This is a genomic window from Rathayibacter sp. AY1F9 (assembly GCF_002932155.1).
GTDB lineage: Bacteria > Actinomycetota > Actinomycetes > Actinomycetales > Microbacteriaceae > Rathayibacter.
Map to the genome: position 1 here is coordinate 25,582 of NZ_PSVA01000027.1, position 21,319 is coordinate 46,900.

Sequence of the window (21,319 nt, forward strand, 5' to 3'; positions counted from 1 at the left end):
TCAGGCGGTGAGGGCGCTCCCGGAGTCGCGCGGGAGCCGGGCGGCGGCGGCGAGCGGCACGAGGGTCAGCACCGCGAGGGCGAGGAAGGCGACGCGGTACGGGACGAGGCCGGGCCCGATCGCGGTGCCGACGGAGAGCGCCACCGCGCCCACCGCGACTCCGAGGCCGGCCGCGATCTGCTGCGTGGTGGCGTTGAGGGTGTTCGCGCCCGACATCCCCTCCTGCGGGACCTCGGCGAACGTGACGGTGTTGTAGGCCGTGAAGCCCGCCGAGCGGGCCACTCCGCTCAGCACCAGCAGCGCCACCACGAGCGCCACCGGAGTCGCAGGCTCGAGGAACGCCATCGCCGCCATGCACGCCGCCCCGACCGCGCTCGCCGCGACCAGCACCCCGCGGAAGCCGAGGCGCCGCAGCAGCGGAGTCGTAGCCGGCTTGATCGCCAGGTTGCCGGCGAAGAGCGCCAGCACCACGGAGCCGGCCTGCACCGGGCTCCAGCCGAACGCGTCCTGGAACAGCAGCGGGAGCAGGAACGGCACCGCGTTCACGGTCGCCCGGTAGAGCGATCCGCTCGCGTTGGCGACCCGGAAGGTGCGGAAGCGGAAGGCGTCGAGCCGCACGAGCGGATGCTCGGCGCGGCGCAGGTGCCGCACGGCGAGCGCCGTCACGACCGCGCCGACGAGCAGCGGCGCCACCGCCCGCCCGTCCAGCTCGGAGCCGGTGAGGAGCCCCGCCGCTCCGACCAGCGCGCCGAGCCCGACCGCGACGAGCACCAGCCCCGTGACGTCGAGCGGGGTCGGCGCGCTCTCGGAGGTGGCGGGGACGATCCGGCGCGCGATCGCGAACGCGACGACCCCGAGGGGCAGGTTGATCAAAAAGATCCAGTGCCAGGAGGCGACGGTGGTGAGCAGCCCGCCGAGGAACGGCGCGATCACGGGGGCGACCAGTCCCGGCCAGACCAGGATCGCGATGGCGTGGATGATCCCCTCCCGCGGAGTCGCCCGCAGCACCGCGAGCCGGCCGACCGGCACCATCAGCGCGCCGCCGACGCCCTGCAGGACCCGGGCGCCGACCAGCAGCGGCAGCGTGGGGCTGAGCGCGCAGAGCAGGGAGGCGAGGGTGAAGACGGCGATCGCGGTGGTGAAGACGCGGCGCACGCCGAAGCGCTCGCTGAGCCAGCCCGAGGCCGGGATGAGGACGGCGACGGTGAGGAGGAACGCGGTGACGGTGATCGAGACCGCGGCGGAGTCGACGCCCAGGTCGGCGGCGATCGCGGGCGCGGCGGTCGTCACGATCGTGGCGTCGAGGTTCTCCATGAAGAAGCAGCCGGCGACGAGCAGCGCGAGGGAGCGGTGGCGGGGGTCCGTGCTGTCCTCCTCGTCGTGGGGCTGTCGGCGGCGAGCGTAGCGCGGCGACGGCGCGGCCGCCGGGCGGGTACCGTCGCAGCATGAGCGCTGCAGCCGAGACCAGGACGATCCAACTCCGACGCTACGAGCTGATGGACGGGGTGATGGACGACTTCCTCGCCTGGTTCCCCGAGCGGATCGTGCCGGCGCGCGAGGCCCACGGCTTCCGGATCGAGTTCGCCTACGCCGACCGCGAGGTGAACGAGTTCGTCTGGGCGGTCAGCACGGCCGGCGACGCCGACGCGTTCGCCGAGGTCGAGCGGGCGTACCTGGCCTCGCCCGAGCGCGACGCCGCCTTCGCGGGCGAGCCGAAGCGCGTCGCGGTGCAGCACGTGCGGCTGGTCGAGCGGATCGTCTGACCCGGGCGGCGTCCGAGCCGAGCGGCGTCCGACCCGGGCGCCGTCGTCTCCGGGGCGCCGCCGACTCCGGGCGCCGTCGGGTCCGGGCCCGTCAGCTCCGGGCGCGCCGCACGGCCGCGAGGACGCCGCGGACCACGAGCGTCCCGACCGCGATCGACCCGATCGCTCCGGTCAGGCGCGCCCAGACGTGCTTCGGCCGGTCGATCCCGGCGCGGTCGGCGGGCGAGGGGAGCGAGGCGGGCGCGAGCGTGCGGCCCGCGGCTCCCGCCTCGGCCATGTGGGCGAGCCGGCGCACGGCCTCGCGGTTGCGGATCCAGAGGAACGAGTGCATCAGCGGCTTCGGGACGAGCGTGCCCGGGCCCTTCACGGGCGCCTCGTGCATCCGCACCTTCGCGCCGCGCGCGTGCGGCTCGACCTCGACGCGCACCCGGGCCTCGCCGAGCGGCCAGCCGGCGGCCTGGATGACCATCCGGCGCGGCGGGTCCCACTCGAGGACCGTGGTGCGGTCGTCGATCACGAGCGGCCAGAGGCCGAAGGAGTGGTGCAGCTGCGAGCCCACGTGCGGGAAGTCGGCGTCGACCTTCCGCATCCGCGACGCGCCGACGACCCAGCTCGGGAACAGCCAGCCGGAGGCGAGCACCGCGAAGACGGACTCGGGCGGGCAGTGGACGACGCGGGTGGTGCGGGACATCGCGGACTCCTTCGAGTGGTGGTGGGGCGCGTGGCGGCGCCGTCCCTCAGCCTGGCAGGCCGGGGGCGGCGACGGGCGCAGCGCAACGGCGGCGGCTCAGGCCGGGTGCGCCTCCGGCGACAGGTCGGGGGACTCGCGCACCCCGAACTCGTGCCGCAGCGCGCTGCGGGCGGCGTGCCAGCCGGCCATGCCGTGCACGCCCGGCCCGGGTGGGGTGGACGAGGAGCAGAGGTAGAGCCCCTTCGCGGGCGTCCGCCACGGGTCGGTCGTGAGGACCGGGCGCGAGAGCAGCTGCGCGACGCTCGCGGCTCCGGCGGCGATGTCCCCGCCCAGGTAGTTCGGGTTGTAGGCCTGCATGTCGCGGGCGGTCATCGAGGAGGCGCCGATCACGCGGTCGCGGAACCCGGGGGCGAAGCGCTCGATCTGGGCGGTGATCGCCTCCTGCTGGTCGGCGGGCGAGTACCGGGGGACGTGCGTGTACGCCCAGAGGACGTGCTTGCCCTCGGGCGCCCGGGTCGGATCGACGATCGAGGGCTGCGCCACCAGCACGTAGGGGCTGCGGCTGTGCCGGCCGCGCTTCACGTCGCGCTCGGCGGCCGCGATCTCGGCGCGGCTGCCTCCCACGTGCAGCGTGCCTGCGCTGGCGAGCTCCGGGTTCGTCCACGGCACCGGTCCGTCGAGGGCGAAGTCGACCTTGGCCACGCCGTTGCCGTAGCGGAAGCGCTGGAGGGCCGCGGCGTACGCCGGGGGCAGCCGGTCCCCCGCCATCGCGAGCAGCGCCGTCGGCGTGCCGTCGACGAGCACGGCGCGGGCCGGGGGCAGCTCCGAGAGCGAGGTCACCTCGACGCCGGTCTCGATGGTGCCGCCGTGCGCCCGGAGGTCGTCGGCGAGCGCGTCGACGATCGACTGGCTGCCTCCGATCGGCACCGGCCAGCCGCGCGCGTGGGCGTAGGCGCCGAGCGCCAGGGCGGCCGCGGCCGTCGACGGGCTCGGCATCGGGCGGATCGAGTGCGCGGCGACCCCGGAGAACATCGCCGGGGCGACGTCCTCGCGGAAGCGCAGATTCCACACCGGGGTGCCCTGCTCGAGCACCCGCAGTCCGAAGCGGATCAGCACGCTCGGGTCGGTCGGGATCCGCAGCAGCGCGTCGTTGGTGAAGCCCGCGACGCGGTCGGCCCGCTCGGAGAGAGGTCCCATCAGGGCGCGCCACGCCGCTCCGTCGCGCCCCAGCGCCTCGACCGTGCGGTCGAGGTCGCGGTAGGCGATGCCCGCGCGGCCGCCGTCGAGCGGATGCGCGTACGAGACCGCGGGGACGACCAGCTCGATGCGCCGGTCGAGCCCGAAGGCGCGGAAGAAGCCGGACGCGAGGGCCATCGGGTGCACCGCCGAGCAGACGTCGTGGTGGAAGCCGGGCAGCGTCAGCTCCGCCGTGCGCGCGCCGCCGCCGATCGTCTCGTTGCGCTCGAGCACGGTGACCGAGAGCCCGGCCCGCGCGAGCGTGACCGCGGCGGCGAGGCCGTTGGGGCCCGCCCCGATGACGACGGCGTCGACCACGGTCACTTCCTCCGCAGGGCCGAGACGACGCCCGCGGCGCCGGCGGCGAGGGCCGCGGCGGCCCCCGCGTAGCTCAGGGCGCGGTGGCGGATCATCCAGATCTGGGGCGTCATGGTGTGCGCGCGGTCGCTGAAGAGGCCGCGGGCGCCGTGATCGCCGGGGACCGGCTCGTAGACGTTGTTCGGCAGCATCGGCTCCGTCTTGTCGGGGGCCTGCTGACCGTCGAAGGCGCTGCGGGCGAGGTACCAGTCCATGAAGCGCCCGGCGAAGCGGTCGCCGAGGATGGTGCCAGCGGTCGGCTCGCCGACCCAGGTGCGGCGGCGCGGCTTGTCGGCCACGTCGGCGATCGCGATCGCGCCCACCTCGGGCTCGTAGATCGGCGGCACGGGCTGCGGGTGGTGCGGCAGCTGCGACTTCACCCAGTTGAACTGGATGGTGTTGAGCGCCGGCATGTCGACCTCGGACAGGCGCACGCGGCTCTTCGCGTGCAGCAGCTCCGCGGTGACGGCCTCGGTGAAGCCTCGGGCGCCGAACTTGGAGGCGCAGTACGCGGCCTGCAGCGGGATGCCCCGGTGCGCGAGGGCGGAGCCGACCTGGATGACGTGCCCGCGGTCGCGCGGGGTCATCCGGGAGAGGGCTGCGCGGGTGCCGTTGACGAAGCCGAAGAAGTTGACGCCCACGGCGCGCTCGAAGTCGGCGGGCTCGGTCGAGAGGAACTCGCCGAAGACGCCGACCATCGCGTCGTTGACCCACAGCTCGATCGGGCCGAGCTCGGCCTCGACCCGGTCGGCCGCCGACTCGACGGCCTCGCGGTCGGCCACGTCGGTCGGGATGCCCAGCCCGCGCCGGCCCTTCTGCTCGATCTCGGCCACCGTGGCCGCCAGTCCGTCCTCGCCGCGCGCCAGCACGGCGACGTCCCAGCCGCGGGAGGCGAGCTCGCGGACCGTGGCGCGTCCGAGCCCGGCCGTGCCGCCCGTGACGACGGCGACTCCGCGGCTCATGCGCGGGCCTCGCGGGAGGAGGTCTCGAGGCGGGGGTGCTGCGTCATGGTGCGGGCTCCTTCGTGAGGGCGCGGTGTGCGTCGGGAGTCCCACGCTAGGCGGGAGCGGCGGCGCGGCGCGCGGGGTTGCGCCCGATCGGTGGAGAGCTCGGTGGATCCGCGCCCGGGGAGGAGAATCGCTCCCGACAGCTCCCGGCTCTCCTCCAGAGACCGCCGCCAGACTGACGCCCGCCCGAGCACCCTCCGACCGGATCGACGCATGACCTCTCTCCTCGACCTGAGCCTCGTCTCCGGCCCCCTCGTCGTCGCCGTCTACGTGCTCGCGATCGGAGCGCTCCTCCTCCTGCTCGCCGCCCACGTCCGCGCTCCCCGCCGCGGGCGCTCCCGACGCGGCGGGATCGCCGTCGCGGTCCTCCTCCTGGGCCTGATCGGCGGCGCCGCCCTGGCCGCCCTCGTCGACGGGCCCGACGGCCCGTTCGGCGTCGACTTCACGCCGGTCACCCGGGTCGCGATCGGCCTCGGGATCGGCGGGCTGGGCGTCGCCCTGGTCGTCCTCGGGCACGCGATCGCCCGCCGCCGCGCGCGGGGGGTTCTCGCATCGCTCGCGGCCGGAGTGCTCGTCGTCGCGGCGGCCGCGATGACCGTCAACATCGACTTCGGCCAGTACCCCACGGTGCGCAGCGCGCTCGGGATCAGCGCGTACTCCGACTCCTCCGTGCCGGTCGCCGCCGCGGACGGACCGCACTCGGACCTCGCGACCTGGACGGCCCCGGCCGGGATGCCCGCCGTCGGCTCGGTCTCGACGGTCGCCATCCCCGCCACCGCGTCGGGCTTCCCGGCCCGCGACGCCGTGGTCTACCTCCCGCCCGCGGCCCTCACCGCGACCCCGCCGCTGCTGCCGGTGATGATCATGCTCTCGGGGCAGCCGGGGTCGCCCTCCGATCCGCTCTCGACCGAGAAGTTCCAGCAGACCCTCGACGCCTACGCCGCCGCGCACGCCGGCCTCGCGCCGATCGTCGTGTCGCCCGACCAGCTGGGCGATCCGGACAGGAACCCGATGTGCGTCGACTCGCCGCTCGGGAAGTCGGCCACCTACCTCACCGTCGACGTCCCGAACTGGATCCGCGCCAACCTGCCGGTGCTCGGCGACGCGCAGCACTGGGCGATCGGCGGCCTCTCGCAGGGCGGGACCTGCTCGATCCAGCTCGGCGCCGGCCACCCGTCGCTCTTCGGCAACATCGTCGACGCCTCGGGCGAGCTCGCGCCGACCCTCGGCAGCGAGGCGGCGACGGTCGCGCAGGGGTTCGGCGACGACCAGGCCGCCTACGAGGCCGCGAAGCCGGTGAACGTCCTCGCGGCGAACGCCCCCTACACCGGCACCGTCGCGATCTTCGGCGTCGGCGCCGAGGACACCTCGTTCCTCCCCGGGGCGAAGACCGTCTACGCCGCGGCCGTCGCCGCCGGCATGAGCGCCACCTACCTCGAGGTGCCGGACAGCGCCCACGACGTCACGGCGTGGTCGGCGACCTTCGACAAGGGCCTCGAGATCCTCGCCGACCGCTGGAAGCTCGTCCCCGCCTCCTGAACGGCTCCGCGCCTCAGGCGCTCTCGACCAGCCGGACCGCCGCCTCGATACCGCCGCTCCACGGCGCTCCGTGGCCCGGGACCACCCAGCGCGCCCCGGTGGGCAGGAGCGCCCGGAGCGACGCGAGCGCCTGCTCCGGCTCGTCGGTGAAGGGCGCGGGCTGCGGACCCGTGCGGCCGGTGAGCACGTGGCGGGTGGTCAGCCCGTCGCCGACGAAGACCGCGTCGGCCAGCGGCACGTGCACGGCGATGCTCCCCGGGGAGTGGCCCGGGAGCGCGATCACGCGGGGAGCGCCCGGCAGGTCGAGCGTCTGCCCGTCGTGCACCTCGACGACCTCGGTGAGCGGCGCGACCGTCGCGATGCCCTTCCGCAGCGCGTAGGCCGCGAAGCCGAGGAGCGGCAGGACGCGCAGCCGCGGTGTCGCGGTCCTCGGCTTCGCCCCGCCCTTCGCCCGCTCGGCGTCGGCGGCGTGCACGTGGACCGGCACGCCGTGGTCGCGGCGCAGGCGCTCGGCGAAGCCCACGTGGTCGGAGTCGCCGTGGGTCAGCACGACGCCGCGCACGTCGTCGAGGGTGCGGCCCATTGCGCGCAGCTCGGCCAGGAGCTCCGGCCAGAGACCGGCCGACCGCGTTCCTCCTCGTGACGGCCCCCGCTCCCGGCACGCCCGTCACCGCCCAGGAGTACCGCGACGCGGCGAGCGCCCGCCTGCTGGACCTCACCGCGCAGCTGGCGGGCGAGGAGGACGCCCTCGAGGCGGCGCGCACGCTGACCGCCTGGGCGACGGGGTTCATCGGGATGGAGATCACCGGCGCCTTCACCCTCGGCGGCGATGTGGAGAGCGCCTGGCGCTTCGGGCTGGGGCGGATCGTCTCCGCGCTCGCTCCGGCCGCGTCGCGCTGAGCGCCGCCGCTCAGGCCCGGCGGAGCGCCGCCTCGTCCTCGAGGAACCGCGGACGGCACGCGACGATCCCGCTGACCAGCAGCACCGCCACTCCGGCGAACAGCAGCGCGTACGCGCCGCCCCAGTCCCCCTGCGCCTCGTAGAGCACGCCGATCAGCAGCGGACCGAGGCAGGCGAGCCCGTAGCCGAGCCCCTGCGTGGCGCCGGAGAGGGTCGAGGAGCCGGTGGTCGTCCGCGTCCGCGCGTTCACGAGCGTCAGCGTCATCGGGAACGTGCTGACGCCGAGCCCGAGGCAGACCACCCACGCCACGGCTCCCTCCAGCGGAGCGACGACGAGGCCGGCGTAGCCGACCGCGAGCAGCGCGCAGCACACCACCACGACCACGACCGGGTTGCGCATCCCCAGCGTCAGCGGCGGCACCACGAAGGCGGCGGCGAGGCCGAACACCGAGAACAGCGCCAGCAGCGCCCCGCCCTGCGCCGGATCCGCGCCCGCGTCGACGAGGATCGTCGGCAGCCAGGTGATGATCCCGTAGGTGTGCAGACCGGTCATCCCGAGCATCAGCACCATCGCCCAGAGCAGCGGCGTGCGCCAGGCCCCGTCCACGCGGCCGCCGGCGGCGGCCGGAGCCGCCCCGCCTCCTCCGCGGGCCGCGAGCGCCGCCCAGAGCAGGCAGGCCGCGGCCGTCATCACGGCCCAGATCCCGATCGCCCAGCGCCACCCCGCCGTCGAGGCCAGCGGCACCGCGACCAGCGGAGCGACGAACTGGCCCACCTGCAGCAGCGCCAGGTAGAGCGAGCTGACCGTCTTGATCCGCTCGGCGAAGTACCGCTTCACGATCGGCACGATGAGCACGTTCGTGGTGCCCACGCCCGCGAAGGCGACGACGGTCGAGAGCACCAGAGCGACCGGGCTCGGGCTGAGCGCGCGGAGGGCGATGCCCAGTGTGGTCACCAGCGTCGCGATCGCGAGCGTGCGCTCCAGGCCGATCCGGCGCGAGACGGCCGCGGCGACGAAGCCGAAGACGGCGAAGGAGGCGGTGACGATCGTCCCCAGCGCCCCGTAGAGCGAGGGCCCGAAGCCGAGATCGGCGCCGATCGTGTCGAGCAGCGGGCTGAAGCCGGTGACGGCGGTGCGGAGGTTCAGCGCGGTGATCGCGATGGCGGCGAGGGCCAGGAGGGCGGTGGCGCGGAGCGTCGGTGCTGCGGTCATGGAGTCCCCGAGAGATAGGATGATGGGATGAATTCTGGCGAGTCTAGCCCCGCGGCGCCGTTCCAGCGCGAGAGCGTGATCGACCACGTCACGGCGCTGTTCCACGAGGAGATCCGCTCCGGCCGCTGGGCCGTCGGCGAGCGGATCCCGGTGGAGGCCGAGCTCGCCCGCTGGACCGGCGCCGGACGCAACTCCGTCCGCGAGGCCGTCCAGGCCCTCGTGCAGGCGGGCCTCGTGCGGCGGGAGCAGGGGCGCGGCACGTTCGTCACCGCGCGCTCGCAGCTCGCCGAGTCGCTGCGCCGCCGCATCCCGAGCGCCGCCCGCCGGGAGGGCCTCGAGCTGCGGTTCGCGATCGACGGGGCGACGGCCGCGCTGGCGGCCGAGCGCCGCACCGGGGAGGACGTCGCCTCCCTCCGCGCCCTGCTGGCCCGCCGGGCCCGCTCGTGGGAGGCGCCGGAGCTCGCCGAGCGGATCGCCGCGGACACCGCGCTGCACCGGGCCGTCGTCGTCGCGACTCACAACGACCTGTTCGTCGAGCTCTACGACGGCCTCACCGGCATGTTCGAGTCGGTGCTGGAGGAGGACGTCGTCGGCGAGGAGGACGTGCACGCCCGCCAGCACGCCGAGCTGGTCGAGGCGATCGCCGCGGGCGACGCCGAGGGGGCGCGGCGCCGGATCGAGGAGCTGCTCGCGCCGCTGCTGGCCGAGGCGCAGCACGACGTCTGAAGGGAATCCTCCGCGGCCGGCGGCGGACGGCACGCGCTCGCGGCCGGCGCCGTGCCGCCCACCGAGCGGCATCAGCCGAGTGGGATCAGCCCCGCGGACGACGGGTCGACCAGAGCGCCCACGCCACCAGCAGCGGCTGGAACGCGAGGCGCACGGCGCGCTTGCGGTCGGTGTCGAGGCCGAAGGCGCTCGTCCGCGTCACCCACTGCGAGACGTTGCCCGGGAAGATCGCGGTGAAGAAGGCGGCGGCCGCGGCCCCGACCAGCGGCGCCCGGCGGCGCGCGAGCACCAGCGAGGCGCCGAGCCCTATCTCGACCACGCCCGAGGCGAGCACGACCGCGTCCTTGTCCAGCGGCACCCACTCGGGGACCTGCGCCTGGAACTCCTCCCGCTTGCGGGTGAGGTGGCTCACCCCCGCGAAGAGGAGGGCGGAGCCGAGGAGCACCTTGGCGCCGGTGCGGAGGAGGGAGGGGGAGGAGGATGTCATGCGCTCCATCGTTCCCGATGCGGGCCGCCGGCGCCGCCGTGGCGCGGCCACTGCGCACGAACGTGCCGGTGTCGGAGGCGGCGCCTAGTCTGATCGCGTGACTGACCGCATCCTCGTCCTCACCACCGGTGGCACCGTCGACAAGGAGTACTCGCTCGCCGGCGAGCTCGAGATCGGCGCCCCGATGGTGCCGCGCCTGCTCTCCCCGGTGCTCACCACGCTCGAGTTCCGCGTCGAGGAGGTCCTCGCCAAGGACAGCCTCGAGCTCGACGACGCCGATCGGGCCCTCATCCGCGAGCGGGTGCTCGCCGCCGAGGAGGACCGGATCGTCCTCACCCACGGCACCGACACGATGACCGCGACGGCCGAGGCCCTCGGCGTCGTCCGCGATCGGGTGGTCGTCCTCACCGGCGCGATGCAGCCCGCACGGATGCTCGACAGCGACGCCGCGTTCAACCTCGGCACCGCGGTGGCCGCCGTGCAGCTGCTGCCGCCGGGCGTCTACCTCGCGATGAGCGGGCGGGTGCTGCCCGCCGGCTCCGTGGTGAAGGACCGGTCGATCGGGGTGTTCCTCCCGGCCTGAGCCGGACCAGGATCGACGGTCGCCCGCGGACGGGCTCCCGGCCGGACCGGCCTCAGGCCTCGGCGAGCTCCGTGGTGCAGGCCGCGCAGAGCCCGAAGACGTCCACGACGTGGTGCGCGTCCGTGAATCCGTTCTGCGACGCGACCGAGCGCGCCCACTCCTCGACCTCGTCGGCCGCGATCTCGACCGTCAGCCCGCAGCGGCGGCAGATCAGGTGGTGGTGGTGCGTCCCCGGCGTGCAGGCGCGGTAGAGGCTCTCGCCCTCGGGCGACTGCAGCGAGTCGGCCTCGCCCTCCACGGCCAGGTCCGAGAGCGCGCGGTAGACCGTCGCGAGCCCGATCGGCGAGCCGGAGGCGTGCAGCGCACTGTGCAGGCCCTGGGCGCTGACGAAGTCCTCGCGACGCCCGAGAGCCTCGCGCACCGCCTCGCGCTGCCACGTGTTGCGCTTGACCACTGGACCACCTCCATTCCGCACGACCCGGGCCACGCTACCGCCCGCCGCCGACGGCGAGCCGGGAGCGCCGGACGCCCTTGCGGCCGATGATCCGGCAGACCGCGTAGATCGCGAACGAGATCGTCGTCACGTAGGGGCTGATCGGGATCGATCCGCCCAGCGCGAGCAGGATGCCGCCCACCAGCGCGCCGACGGCGAAGAGCACGCTCAGCAGCGGCACGACCACCGGCGAGGCGGACAGGCGCAGCGCCGCGGCCGCCGGCGTCACCAGGATCGCGAGCACGAGCAGCGAGCCGACGATCTGCACCGAGACGGCGACCGCGAGGCCGAGCAGGAGCATGAACGCGATCGAGAGCGCCCGGGTGGGGATGCCGCGCGCGGCCGCCACGTCGGCGTCGACGCTCGCGAAGGTGAGGGGGCGCCAGATCAGCGCGAGACCGACGAGGACGACCACCGAGATGCCGATCAGCCACCCGAGCTGCGGGTCGTCGACCGCGACGATCTGACCCGTGAGCAGGCCGAACTTGTTCGCGCTGCGGCCCGGGTAGAGGGCCAGGCAGAGGATGCCGATGCCGAGTCCGAACGGCATCAGAACCGCGATGATCGAGTTGCGGTCGCGGGCGCGCGAGCCGAGCACGCCGATCAGGACCGCCGCGATCAGCGAGCCGACGATCGATCCCTCGACGACGCCGACGCCCAGCAGCAGCCCCGCGGACGCCCCCGCGAACGAGAGCTCGCTGATGCCGTGGACCGCGAAGGCCATGTCGCGCGACATCACGAAGACGCCGATGAGCCCGCCGACCACTCCGAGGACCGCGCCGGCGATCACCGAGTTCATCAGGAGCGACAGCAGCGCTCCGTAGTCCGAGAAGTCGAAGATCTGCGACCAGACGTCCGTCACGACTGCCCCTCCTCGTGCTCGTGCACGTGCGAGTGGTCGGGTGCGCCGACCACGATGACCCGGCCCCGGGCGCGGATCACGTCGACGGGTGCATCGTAGAGCTCGCTTAGCACCTCCGAGCGCAGGACCTCGTCGGGGGTGCCGATCCGGAACCGGCCGCCGGCGAGGTAGAGCACGCGGTCCACCATGCCGAGCACCGGATTCACGTCGTGCGTGACGAAGAGGACGCCGAGGTTCCGCTCGCGGCGGTGCCGGTCGATCAGCTCGCTGACCGCCCGCTGGTGGGCGAGGTCGAGCGCGATCAGCGGCTCGTCGCAGAGCAGGAGCGCCGGGTCGCCCGCGAGCGCCTGGCCGACGCGGACGCGCTGCTGCTCGCCGCCGGACAGGCTGCCGATGGGGGCGTCGGCGAAGGCGGTGGCGCCGACGGCCTCGAGCAGCGCGTCGACGGCTGCGCGCCGGGAGCGGGAGGGCAGGGGCAGGCCGAACCGGTGGCCGTCGATCCCGAGCCCGAGCAGATCGCGGGCGCGCAGCGGAGTGCCCTCGTCGGCGAGCTTCTGCTGCGGGATGTAGCCGATGCGCCGGTTGCCGCGGTGCACGGGCTCGCCGAGCACCTGCAGCTCCCCCGCGCTCAGCTGCTGCTGGCCGAGCACCGCGCGCAGGAGGCTCGTCTTGCCGGAGCCGTTCGCGCCGAGCACCGCGACGAACTCGCCGGCGCGCACGTCGAGGTCGACGCCGCTCCACAGCTCGCGGTCGCCGAAGCGGAGGCCGGCGCCGCGCAGCCGCAGCACGGACGCCGAAGGGCCCGCCTCCGGGGAGACGGGCCTGGTCGGGGAGTCGTGGCTCACTGGGAGAGGGCTCCCTCGATCGCGTCGAGGTTGGCGGTCATCCAGCCGGTGTAGTCGTCGCCCTCGGGCAGCGTCTCGGTGACGGGGACGGCCGGGATCCCGGCGGCCTTCGCGGCGTCGAGCACCGCGTCCGTCTGCGCGCCCTCGGTCTGCTCGTTGTAGATCAGCGCGTCCACGGCCTCGCCGGAGAACAGCGCCAGCGTCTCCTGGAGCGTGGTCGCGGGGACGTCGGTGCCCTCCTCGACCGCCTCGCTGAAGGCCTCGGGAGTCGCGTCGGTCAGGCCGAGCGCATCGGTCATGTACAGCGGGACGGGCTCGGTGATCGCGATGGAGCGGCCGGAGAGCGTGCCCTTCAGCTCGCCCTCGCGGGCGATCAGGGCGTCGAGCCCCTCGTCGAGGGTGGCGAGATTGGCGGAGTAGGCGGAGGCGTTGTCGGGGTCGAGCGCGGCGAGCTCGTCGCCGATCCGCCCCGCGACCTCCTTCATCACCGAGAGGTCGTACCAGACGTGCTCGTTGAACTCCGCGTGCTCGTGCCCGCCCTCCGACTCCTCCTCCGCGTGGTCGTGGACGTCCTCCAGGCCGGCGATCACGGTGGCCGTGATGACGGGGGCCTCGGTGCCGGCCGCGCTGATCATGGTGTCGAGGAAGTGGTCGTAGCCGCCGCCGTTCTCGATCACGAGGGTCGCGCCGGACACGGCGAGCTGGTCGCGGGCGGTGGCCTCGTACTCGTGCGGGTCCTTGTCCGGGCTGTCGATGATGCTGGTCACCTCGACCAGGTCGCCGCCGATGCTCGAGACGAGGTCGCCGTAGACGTTCGTCGACGCGACGACCTTCACGGGCCCGCCCGCGGCGGCGGCGGAGGAGCTGTCGGAGGCGCTGCCCGCTCCGGAGCAGCCGCTCAGGGCGAGCGCGGTGCCGCCGAGGAGGGCGGTGAGGGCGAGGAGGCGGGTCTTCACGGTGAGCCGATCTGGGTCAGGGGCCGGGCGGGTGCCCCCACGCTAACGGCTATTGATAACGATTGTCAAAATCGTGCAGAGGCGCCCGCCGGTCATCCGCGGACACACGCGGACACGGGGCGACACGCGCCTCGCTCCGAGCACCTCGCCCCTGGCACAGTCGCTGCACACCGCCCCCGACGAGACGAGGACACCGTGACCACCACCGCACCCACGACCACCGGCGCCGACGCCGCGACGCCGATCGGCGCCGCCGCCGAGCACTGGTCGGCCGCCCCCCGGCCCGACTCCCCCGACGCCTGGCTCGTCCGCGCCGAGGAGGTCGCCGCCGTGCTCGCGACCGACGCCCTCGAGCGCGACCGCGCCGGCGCCGCCCCCTTCGCCGAGGTCGCCCTGCTCAAGGCGGCCGGCCTCGTCACGCTGCTCGGGCCCGCCGAGCACGGCGGCGGCGCCCAGGAGTGGACCACCGCCCTCCGCGTCGTCCGCACCGTCGCGCGCGGCGACGGCTCGATCGGCCAGCTGCTCGGCTACCACTACCTCTGGGCCTGGGCGGCCCGCCTCGTGGGGACCCCTGAGCAGATCATCGCGGTCGAGCAGCTCGCGACCGAGGGGGACCTCCTCTACGGAGGCGCGGTGAACCCGCGCGACTCCGACCTCACCGTGCGGGAGGAGGGCGACGAGTTGGTCTTCACCGGCCGCAAGTCGTTCTCGACCGGCGGCGTGGTCAGCGACCTGACCGTGCTCGAGGGGGTGCTCGAGGGGACGGACACCCACCTCTTCGCGATCGTGCCCACCGATCAGGAGGGGATCGTCTTCGGCCGCGACTGGGACAGCCTCGGCCAGCGCCTCACCGAGTCCGGCTCCGTCGAGATCCGCGGCGTCCGCGTGCCGTGGGCGGCGGCGGCCGGCTTCGTCGACAAGGTCTACCGTCCGCTCGTCTACAACACCCTCAACGTGCCCGTCATCCAGCAGGTCTTCGCCGAGTTCTACCTCGGCATCGCGCAGGGAGCGCTCGAGCGCGCGGCGCAGTACACCCGCGAGCGCACCCGGGCCTGGCCGTACGGCGGCGACGACAAGGAGCGCGCCGGCGACGAGTGGTACGTGCTCGAGGGATACGGCGACCTGCAGTCCCGGCTCTGGGCCGACGAGGCGCTGATCGACGCGACGGGGGCCGCGCTCTCGGCCGCGCTGCACGCTCCGCGCGAGGAGCTGACGCCTCGGCGCCGCGGCGAGATCGCCGTGCGGATCGCCGCGGCCAAGGCGCGGATCGTGGAGGACGGCCTCGCGACGGCGACCCGCGTCTTCGAGCTGACCGGCGCCCGCGCCTCCGCGAGCTCGGTCGGACTCGACCTCTACTGGCGGAACCTCCGCACCCACTCCCTGCACGATCCGCTGCCCTACAAGCGCCGCGAGGTCGGCGTCTTCGCCCTGCTCGACACCGTCCCCGAGCCCAGCTGGTACACCTGATCGGCCGCGGGGCGCGTCCTGCTCCGGCGACGCGCCCCGCCCGCACGCCGCCCCGGCGTCGATCCGCGACAGGCCGGAGCGGAGCCCCGGGGTAGCGTGAGGGCCGAGCGGAGGGAGGACCGTGGCCGTCACGCTGCACGACGTCGCCCGCGCCGCCGACGTCTCGATCAAGACCGTCTCGAACGTGATCAACGACTATCCGCACGTGCGCCCGGCCACCCGCTCCCGGGTGCAGGCGGCCATCGCGCAGCTGGGCTACCGGCCCAACCTCTCCGCGCGGAGCCTGCGCCGCGGCCGTACCGGCGTGATCGGCCTCGCCCTGCCGGAGCTGAGCCTCCCCTACTTCGCCGAGCTCGCCGACAGCGTGATGCGCGCCGCCGACGAGCGCGGCCTGACGGTGCTGATCGAGCAGACCGGCGGCGACCCCGAGCGCGAGCGGAGCGTGCTGGCGAGCGAGCGCCGGCAGCTCACCGACGGGCTGCTCTTCAGCCCGCTGGGCCTCGCCGACGAGGACGCGCTCGCGGTCGGCTTCCCCCTGGTGCTGCTCGGCGAGCGGATCTTCACCGGGCTGGTCGACCACGTCACCATGCAGAACACTGCGGCGGCGCACGCGGCCACCGCGCACCTGCTCGCCTCCGGAAGGCGCCGGATCGTGGCGCTCGGGACGCACCCCGACGCCGCGGTCAGCTCGGCGTCGCTCCGCCTCGAGGGCTACCGCGCCGCGCTCGCCGAGGCCGGCATCGCCTACGACGAGCGGATGATCGGCGTCTCGGGCCCGTGGCGGCGCTCCGGCGGCGCCGAGGCGATGCGCCGCGTGCTCGCCTCCGGGCTCGACTTCGACGCCGTGTTCGCGCTCAACGACACCCTCGCGCTCGGCGCGGTCCGCGCGCTCCAGGAGGCGGGGGTCCGCGTGCCCGAGGAGGTGGCGGTGATCGGCTTCGACGACATCGACGAGGCGGGCTACTCCTCCCCCAGCCTCTCCAGCGTGGACTCGGGGCGCGACGAGATCGCGCGCACCGCGGTCGAGGTGCTGCAGGCCCGGATCGAGGGCACCCGCACCGGCCCGGGGACGCTCCACGAGGCGGCGTTCACCGTGGTCGCCCGGGAGTCGACCGCGGGCCGGCCGATCGCGGAGGACCCGCCGGTCGGCTGGGCGTCGGCCGGGGCCTAGGCGCAGGTCCCGCTGCCGCAGATCTCGCGGCGGATCCACGCTCCCGCGTCCACGACGGCCAGCTCGCCGCGGCGGAGGAGCCGGCTCCACTCCACGGCCCGCGTCGTCAGCCGGTCGTCGGCCGAGCCGCGGACGTCGCCGCCGACGGTCCGGAGGAACAGGTGCGCGAGCGGGCCGCCGAGGTACAGCGTGGCGCCCGCGACGCCGGCGAAGTGGCGGGCCTGGCCGCGGGTGCCGTCGTCGTAGGGGCGGCGGAAGCCCTTCCCCCGGACCCGGTTGCGGCCGCCGTGCGCCAGGTCGAGAGCGCCGAGCGGGGCGCTGCGGATGCCGGCGACGTCCTTCGCGACGGCCGCGAGGAACGCGCGCGGGCGGGGATGCGACGCCGCGAGGGCGTCGGCGCGGTCGGCGAGCTCGGAGCAGGCGTCGGTGACGGCATCGGAGGAGGGCACCCGCCCAGTCGAGCACAGGTGCGCTGAGCGGCGGCGGGGAGACGCGACGCCCGAAGAGGTCTGCCGCCGTCGGCAGCGGCGAGCAGCGAGGCAGGAGGGGGCCGGTGCCGCTCTTGACAGCGGCCGAGCCGGGGCGGACCATCGTGTACAACGTTAGAAAGACCGCTCGCCGCCGAGCCCGCTGCGGGAGCCCGAAGCCCGAAAGGCCCTCATGACCGACGCCCCCGCCGCCACCGCGCGCATCAGCCTCGACCCCGCCGCGGTCGTCGCCCCCGTCACTCCGCGCCTCTTCGGCTCGTTCGTCGAGCACCTCGGCCGCTGCGTGTACGACGGCATCTACGAGCCCGGCCACCCCGCCTCGAACGAGGACGGCTTCCGCCTCGACGTGGTCGAGCTGGTCAAGGAGCTGGGCACCACGACGATCCGCTACCCCGGCGGCAACTTCGTCTCGGGCTACCGCTGGGAGGACGGCGTCGGCCCGCGCTCCGAGCGCCCCCGCCGCCGCGACCTGGCCTGGCACTCGCTCGAGACCAACGAGGTCGGGCTGGACGACTTCGCGAAGTGGGCGGAGCTGACCGGCAGCGAGATCATGTACGCCGTCAACCTCGGCACCCGCGGCGTCCTCGAGGCGCTCGACGTCCTCGAGTACGCCAACGGACCGGCCGGCACCGCTCTCGCCGACCAGCGCATCGCCAACGGCGGGACCGAGCCCTACGACATCCGCATGTGGTGCCTCGGGAACGAGATGGACGGCCCCTGGCAGGTCGGCCACATGAGCGCCGACGACTACGGCAAGCTCGCCTCCCGCACCGCCAAGGCCCTCAAGATCGCCGACCCCTCGCTCGAGCTGGTCGTCTGCGGCTCGTCGAGCTCGTCGATGCCGACCTTCGGCGAGTGGGAGCGCGTGGTCCTCGAGCACGCGTACGACGACGTCGAGTACGTCTCGTGCCACGCCTACTACCAGGAGTACGACGGAGACCTCGGCTCCTTCCTCGCCTCCTCCCTCGACATGGAGTACTTCATCGCCACCGTCGCGGCGACCGTGGACCACGTGAAGTTCAAGCTCAAGAAGACGAAGGACATCAAGCTCTCCTTCGACGAGTGGAACGTCTGGTACCTCGAGGAGTGGCAGGCCAAGGAGAAGGCCGACGCCGAGGGCGACCAGAGCACCCGCGAGTGGGCCTACGCCCCGCGCCTGCTCGAGGACGTCTACTCCGTCGCCGACGCCGTCGTCCTCGGCAACCTGATGATCACGCTGCTGAAGAACTCCGACCGGGTCACCTCCGCCTCCCTCGCGCAGCTCGTCAACGTGATCGCGCCGATCATGACCGAGCCGGGCGGAGCCGCGTGGCGCCAGACCACGTTCTTCCCGTTCTCGACCACCGCGCGTCTGGCCTCCGGCTCGGTGCTGCGCCCCCGGATCGACGCGGGGACCTACTCGACCGCCCGTCACGGCGACGCTCCGCTCATCGACTCCGTCGCCACCGTCGACGAGGGCCGCGCGGCCGTCTTCCTGGTGAACCGGTCGCAGACGGAGCCGATCGAGGTCACCGTCGACGTCAGCGGCCTCGGAGTCTCGAGCATCGCGGAGGCGCTGGCCCTGTTCGACGAGGACCCCTACGCGAAGAACACGCGTGACGACCAGAACCGCGTGCGCCTGCGCGAGGCCACGGCGACGCTCGAGGACGGCGTGCTGACGCTGACCCTCCCGCCCGTCTCGTGGACGGCGGTCGCGCTCACGGCGTAGCGGCGTCCGACCCGCGGGACCGCGTCCGGCTTCCCGGAGCCGCGCGGACCCGCGGGCCCCGTCGGGAACCGTCCCGGCTCAGGCCGCGGGCCGCAGCGGGGAGGAGGCGCTCGAGCTGGTCCGCGAGGTCGTCCGCCACCCCCACGAGTACGTGGCGGGGATCGGGCTCGACAACCTCGAGACGGCGGGTCCGCCCGAGCGCTTCGCCGACGCCTACCGCCTCGCCGGGGAGGCCGGCCTGGGCGGACCGCCCACTCCTCCGAGCACGCCCCGACCGCGGCCAACACGACGACCTGCCTCGATCTGCTGGGCTGCGACCGGATCGACCACGGCTACTTCGTCCTCGAGGACCCCGCCGTCGTCGAGCGCGTCCGCGAGCAGGGCGTCGTGTTCACCGTCGCCTCGACGACCTCTCGCCGCTCCTGGCGGCCCTGGCGGCGCGCGTCCATCCGGGCGATGCTCGACGCGGGACTGCGGGTCGTGCCCTGCTCCGACGATCCCGGGATGTTCCCGACCACGCTCGCCGACGAGTACCGCCTCACCGCCGGCCCGATCGGCGCGACCGCCGCGCAGCTGCGCGCGATGGCGCTCACCGGAGCGGAGGCCTCCTGGCTGCCCGCCGACGAGAAGGAGAGTCTGCGCGCGTCGTTCGCCGCGGAGCTGGACGCGCTGGACGCGGAGTTCGGGCTCGTCTGAGGCCCGGGACGCGACGGGCTCCCCGCCCTGACAGAGTGGACGGATGAGCCCCCTCCCCGATCCCCTGGCCTTCGACCTCGAGGCGCTGCGCCGGGAGGTGCTGCCGGACGACGGGGGCGAGGTCGACGACAGCATCCCCGCGCTCGCGGACGCCGACCCGGGTCTGTGCGCGATCGCGCTCGTCCTGCCCGACGGGTCCGTCCGCGCGAGCGCCGACGCGGAGGAGCGGTTCAGCATCCAGTCGGCCGTGAAGCCGTTCCTGTTCGCGCTCGCGCTCCTCGACACCGGCGGCGACGCGCTCGACCGCGTCGGCATCGAGCCCACCGGCGAGGCCTTCGACGCCCTCAAGCTCGAGAACGGCACCGGGCGTCCGCCGAACCCGATGGTCAACGCGGGAGCGCTGCTGACCGCCGCCCTGGTCGACGGGGGCGACGCCGACGGCCGGAGCGAGCGGATCCTCCGCGGCCTCTCCGCCTTCGCCGGCCGCCCGCTCTCCGTCGACGAGAGCGTCGCCGCCGACGAGCACCTCCTCGGCGACCGGAATCACGCCCTCGCGCACCTGATGCGCGCGGAGGGCACCCTGCATCGCAGCGCCGACGACGCCGTCTCCGCGTACGCCCGGGCGTGCGCCGTGCTGGTCGACGTCCGCGACCTGGCCGCGATGGGCGCGACCCTCGCGTTCGGCGGCGTGCACCCGGGGACCGGCGAGCGGGTCGTGCCGGCGTCGGTCGCGCGCGACGTGGTCGCGGTCATGGCGACGTGCGGTGTCTACGACGGCTCGGGCCGCTGGATGCGCGCGGTCGGCGTCCCCGCCAAGTCGAGCGTCTCGGGCGCCCTCGTCCTCTCCGCTCCCGGCCGCCTCGGCGCCGCCGTCGTCAGCCCGCCGCTGGACCCCCAGGGCACCAGCGTCCGCGGCGCCCGCGTCGCCGCCCGCCCGACGGCCCCGGCCCGGCCCGCCTCCGTGCCGGCCGCCGCCGCGCTCCCCGTCATCGCGAAGCCGCCGATCCGCAAGCTCGCGAAGGACCTCGACGTCGACCTCCTCGAGGTGCAGGCCACCGGCCTCGCCGGCGAGGTCACCCGCGACGACGTCATCCGCCACGCCTCCCAGGCCAGCGTCTTCCGCAACATCCAGACCCCCGCCTGGGGCGACGACCGCGAGGAGCGCATCCCCGTGCGCGGCGTCCGCAAGGCGATCGCCGCCGCGATGTCGACGAGCGCGTTCACCGCGCCCCACGTCAGCGTCTTCGTCGACGTCGACGCGACCCGCACCATGGAGTTCGTCAAGCGCCTCAAGAACTCGCCCGACTTCGCCGGCGTCAAGGTCTCGCCGCTGCTCATCATGGCCAAGGCCATCATCTGGGCCGTCCGCCGCAACCCCACCGTCAACTCCGCCTGGACCGACACCGAGATCGTCGTCCGCCACTACGTCAACCTCGGCATCGCCGCGGCCACCCCGCGCGGACTGCTCGTCCCCAACGTCAAGGACGCCCAGTCGATGAGCCTCCTCGAACTGGCCCAGGCCCTCGAGAAGCTCACCCTCGACGCCCGCGACGGCAAGACCACCGCCGCCGACATGCAGAACGGCACCATCACCATCACCAACATCGGCGTCTTCGGGATGGACACGGGCACCCCGATCCTCAACCCCGGCGAAGTCGCGATCATCGCCCTCGGCACGATCAAGCAGAAGCCCTGGGTCGTCGACGGCGAGGTCCGCCCCCGCTTCGTCACCACGGTCGGCGGCTCCTTCGACCACCGCGTCGTCGACGGCGACGTCGTCAGCCGCTTCGTCGCCGACGTCGCCAGCGTGCTGGAGGAACCGGCGCTGCTCTTGGATTGAGCGGATTCCTCCTTCGTCGTCATCCGTTCCGCGGTCGGCTGTACGAGGTGGGGCGTTTCGTGGAGCGGGGAGCGTACCGCTACGGCGAATCGCTGGAACGCGATTCGGCGGTGAGCTCGGCGGTGCTCGATCGGGCGGATTCCTCCTTCGTCGTCATCGGCTCCGCGGTCGGCTGTACGAGGTGGGGGCGTGTCGTGGAGCGGGGAGCGTACCGCTACGGCGAATCGCTGGAACGCGATTCGGCGGTGAGCTCGGCGGTGCTCGATCGGGCGGATTCCTCCTTCGTCGTCA

The 21,319-nt window shown here is 74.3% G+C and carries 23 protein-coding genes; 11 read left to right on the forward strand and 12 right to left on the reverse strand.

Annotated features, from left to right (window positions below):
* Entirely contained in the window at positions 1–1,314 is a 1,314-nt protein-coding gene (locus C5C37_RS14740) for an MFS transporter (RefSeq protein ID WP_104339178.1), read from the reverse strand.
* 131 nt (positions 1,315–1,445) lie between these two features.
* On the opposite strand from C5C37_RS14740, the gene C5C37_RS14745 reads away from it, so the two are divergent.
* Positions 1,446–1,763 carry an NIPSNAP family protein gene (locus C5C37_RS14745; RefSeq protein WP_104224531.1) on the forward strand — a complete coding sequence of 106 codons (318 nt, stop codon included), beginning with the start codon at positions 1,446–1,448 and terminating at the stop codon, positions 1,761–1,763.
* 91 nt (positions 1,764–1,854) lie between these two features.
* Here the strand turns inward: C5C37_RS14745 and C5C37_RS14750 are convergent, their stop codons facing one another.
* The 3 genes from C5C37_RS14750 to C5C37_RS14760 all read right to left on the reverse strand — a co-directional run bounded on the left by C5C37_RS14750 (position 1,855) and on the right by C5C37_RS14760 (position 5,009).
* Positions 1,855–2,454 (reverse strand): SRPBCC domain-containing protein, encoded by a 600-nt coding sequence (locus tag C5C37_RS14750; protein ID WP_104233566.1) that lies wholly within the window; start codon positions 2,452–2,454, stop codon positions 1,855–1,857.
* Between the two features lie 96 nt (positions 2,455–2,550).
* Positions 2,551–4,008 (reverse strand): phytoene desaturase family protein, encoded by a 1,458-nt coding sequence (locus tag C5C37_RS14755; RefSeq protein ID WP_374953827.1) that lies wholly within the window; start codon positions 4,006–4,008, stop codon positions 2,551–2,553.
* Positions 4,009–4,010: 2 nt separating this feature from the next.
* Positions 4,011–5,009, reverse strand: coding sequence for an SDR family oxidoreductase (locus C5C37_RS14760; protein ID WP_104233564.1), 999 nt, complete (start codon positions 5,007–5,009; stop codon positions 4,011–4,013).
* Between the two features lie 258 nt (positions 5,010–5,267).
* Between C5C37_RS14760 and C5C37_RS14765 the strand changes: the two genes are divergently transcribed.
* Positions 5,268–6,593: an esterase family protein gene (locus C5C37_RS14765; RefSeq protein ID WP_104339179.1), complete on the forward strand. Its 1,326-nt coding sequence runs from the start codon at positions 5,268–5,270 to the stop codon at positions 6,591–6,593.
* Between the two features lie 13 nt (positions 6,594–6,606).
* Here C5C37_RS14765 and C5C37_RS14770 read toward each other — a convergent pair whose 3' ends face one another.
* Entirely contained in the window at positions 6,607–7,194 is a 588-nt protein-coding gene (locus C5C37_RS14770; RefSeq protein WP_308471056.1) for an MBL fold metallo-hydrolase, read from the reverse strand.
* 38 nt (positions 7,195–7,232) lie between these two features.
* Here C5C37_RS14770 and C5C37_RS14775 point away from each other — a divergent pair, with 38 nt between their 5' ends.
* Positions 7,233–7,493 (forward strand): TetR-like C-terminal domain-containing protein, encoded by a 261-nt coding sequence (locus C5C37_RS14775; RefSeq protein ID WP_104261301.1) that lies wholly within the window; start codon positions 7,233–7,235, stop codon positions 7,491–7,493.
* A 10-nt stretch (positions 7,494–7,503) separates the two neighbouring features.
* On the opposite strand, the gene C5C37_RS14780 is transcribed toward C5C37_RS14775, so the two are convergent.
* Positions 7,504–8,706, reverse strand: a complete 1,203-nt coding sequence (locus C5C37_RS14780; protein WP_104263355.1) for an MFS transporter — start codon at positions 8,704–8,706, stop codon at positions 7,504–7,506.
* Between the two features lie 27 nt (positions 8,707–8,733).
* Between C5C37_RS14780 and C5C37_RS14785 the strand changes: the two genes are divergently transcribed.
* Positions 8,734–9,432, forward strand: a complete 699-nt coding sequence (locus tag C5C37_RS14785; RefSeq protein WP_104309969.1) for a FadR/GntR family transcriptional regulator — start codon at positions 8,734–8,736, stop codon at positions 9,430–9,432.
* Positions 9,433–9,517: 85 nt separating this feature from the next.
* Here the strand turns inward: C5C37_RS14785 and C5C37_RS14790 are convergent, their stop codons facing one another.
* A complete protein-coding gene (locus C5C37_RS14790) occupies positions 9,518–9,928 on the reverse strand; it encodes a hypothetical protein (RefSeq protein ID WP_181027249.1) in 411 nt (136 codons plus the stop codon).
* Positions 9,929–10,016: 88 nt separating this feature from the next.
* Between C5C37_RS14790 and C5C37_RS14795 the strand changes: the two genes are divergently transcribed.
* A complete protein-coding gene (locus C5C37_RS14795; RefSeq protein WP_104263356.1) occupies positions 10,017–10,502 on the forward strand; it encodes an asparaginase domain-containing protein in 486 nt (161 codons plus the stop codon).
* 52 nt (positions 10,503–10,554) lie between these two features.
* Here C5C37_RS14795 and C5C37_RS14800 read toward each other — a convergent pair whose 3' ends face one another.
* The 4 genes from C5C37_RS14800 to C5C37_RS14815 are packed head-to-tail and all read right to left on the reverse strand — an operon-like array spanning position 10,555 to position 13,658.
* Positions 10,555–10,956, reverse strand: a complete 402-nt coding sequence (locus C5C37_RS14800; RefSeq protein WP_104296046.1) for a Fur family transcriptional regulator — start codon at positions 10,954–10,956, stop codon at positions 10,555–10,557.
* 34 nt (positions 10,957–10,990) lie between these two features.
* Positions 10,991–11,794 (reverse strand): metal ABC transporter permease, encoded by an 804-nt coding sequence (locus C5C37_RS14805; protein ID WP_104224551.1) that lies wholly within the window; start codon positions 11,792–11,794, stop codon positions 10,991–10,993.
* A 59-nt stretch (positions 11,795–11,853) separates the two neighbouring features.
* Positions 11,854–12,702: a metal ABC transporter ATP-binding protein gene (locus tag C5C37_RS14810; protein ID WP_104227225.1), complete on the reverse strand. Its 849-nt coding sequence runs from the start codon at positions 12,700–12,702 to the stop codon at positions 11,854–11,856.
* Complete coding sequence (locus C5C37_RS14815) at positions 12,699–13,658, reverse strand: metal ABC transporter solute-binding protein, Zn/Mn family (RefSeq protein ID WP_104269548.1); 960 nt, start codon at positions 13,656–13,658, stop codon at positions 12,699–12,701. The genes C5C37_RS14810 and C5C37_RS14815 overlap by 4 nt, the downstream gene beginning before the upstream one ends.
* 195 nt (positions 13,659–13,853) lie before the next feature.
* Here C5C37_RS14815 and C5C37_RS14820 point away from each other — a divergent pair, with 195 nt between their 5' ends.
* Both C5C37_RS14820 and C5C37_RS14825 read left to right on the forward strand, forming a co-directional pair.
* Complete coding sequence (locus C5C37_RS14820; protein ID WP_258072316.1) at positions 13,854–15,125, forward strand: acyl-CoA dehydrogenase family protein; 1,272 nt, start codon at positions 13,854–13,856, stop codon at positions 15,123–15,125.
* A 121-nt stretch (positions 15,126–15,246) separates the two neighbouring features.
* Positions 15,247–16,296, forward strand: a complete 1,050-nt coding sequence (locus C5C37_RS14825) for a LacI family DNA-binding transcriptional regulator (RefSeq protein WP_104339181.1) — start codon at positions 15,247–15,249, stop codon at positions 16,294–16,296.
* On the opposite strand, the gene C5C37_RS14830 is transcribed toward C5C37_RS14825, so the two are convergent.
* Entirely contained in the window at positions 16,293–16,745 is a 453-nt protein-coding gene (locus C5C37_RS14830; protein ID WP_104267827.1) for a hypothetical protein, read from the reverse strand. The two genes, C5C37_RS14825 and C5C37_RS14830, sit on opposite strands and share 4 nt — an antisense overlap.
* Positions 16,746–16,956: 211 nt before the next feature.
* On the opposite strand from C5C37_RS14830, the gene C5C37_RS14835 reads away from it, so the two are divergent.
* The 4 genes from C5C37_RS14835 to C5C37_RS14850 all read left to right on the forward strand — a co-directional run.
* Complete coding sequence (locus C5C37_RS14835) at positions 16,957–18,492, forward strand: alpha-N-arabinofuranosidase (protein WP_104227228.1); 1,536 nt, start codon at positions 16,957–16,959, stop codon at positions 18,490–18,492.
* 303 nt (positions 18,493–18,795) lie between these two features.
* Positions 18,796–19,188 (forward strand): hypothetical protein, encoded by a 393-nt coding sequence (locus C5C37_RS14840; protein WP_258074160.1) that lies wholly within the window; start codon positions 18,796–18,798, stop codon positions 19,186–19,188.
* A 43-nt stretch (positions 19,189–19,231) separates the two neighbouring features.
* Positions 19,232–21,028, forward strand: coding sequence for a glutaminase A (gene glsA, locus C5C37_RS14845; protein WP_104339182.1), 1,797 nt, complete (start codon positions 19,232–19,234; stop codon positions 21,026–21,028).
* Positions 21,025–21,319, forward strand: a 295-nt coding sequence (locus tag C5C37_RS14850) for a hypothetical protein (protein WP_146085246.1), incomplete at its 3' end; no start/stop codon positions are given. The genes glsA and C5C37_RS14850, both read left to right, overlap by 4 nt.

Excerpts from the sequence above, each read along its gene's own strand:
- C5C37_RS14780 (WP_104263355.1), bottom strand. The coding sequence starts at position 8,706 with ATGACCGCAGCACCGACGCTCCGCGCCACCGCCCTCCTGGCCCTCGCC.
- C5C37_RS14790 (WP_181027249.1), bottom strand. The coding sequence starts at position 9,928 with ATGGAGCGCATGACATCCTCCTCCCCCTCCCTCCTCCGCACCGGCGCC.
- C5C37_RS14750 (WP_104233566.1), bottom strand. The coding sequence starts at position 2,454 with ATGTCCCGCACCACCCGCGTCGTCCACTGCCCGCCCGAGTCCGTCTTC.
- C5C37_RS14740 (WP_104339178.1), bottom strand. The coding sequence starts at position 1,314 with ATGGAGAACCTCGACGCCACGATCGTGACGACCGCCGCGCCCGCGATC.
- C5C37_RS14805 (WP_104224551.1), bottom strand. The coding sequence starts at position 11,794 with ATGAACTCGGTGATCGCCGGCGCGGTCCTCGGAGTGGTCGGCGGGCTC.
- C5C37_RS14745 (WP_104224531.1), top strand. The coding sequence starts at position 1,446 with ATGAGCGCTGCAGCCGAGACCAGGACGATCCAACTCCGACGCTACGAG.
- C5C37_RS14760 (WP_104233564.1), bottom strand. The coding sequence starts at position 5,009 with ATGAGCCGCGGAGTCGCCGTCGTCACGGGCGGCACGGCCGGGCTCGGA.
- C5C37_RS14785 (WP_104309969.1), top strand. The coding sequence starts at position 8,734 with ATGAATTCTGGCGAGTCTAGCCCCGCGGCGCCGTTCCAGCGCGAGAGC.
- glsA (WP_104339182.1), top strand. The coding sequence starts at position 19,232 with ATGAGCCCCCTCCCCGATCCCCTGGCCTTCGACCTCGAGGCGCTGCGC.
- C5C37_RS14765 (WP_104339179.1), top strand. The coding sequence starts at position 5,268 with ATGACCTCTCTCCTCGACCTGAGCCTCGTCTCCGGCCCCCTCGTCGTC.
- C5C37_RS14835 (WP_104227228.1), top strand. The coding sequence starts at position 16,957 with ATGACCGACGCCCCCGCCGCCACCGCGCGCATCAGCCTCGACCCCGCC.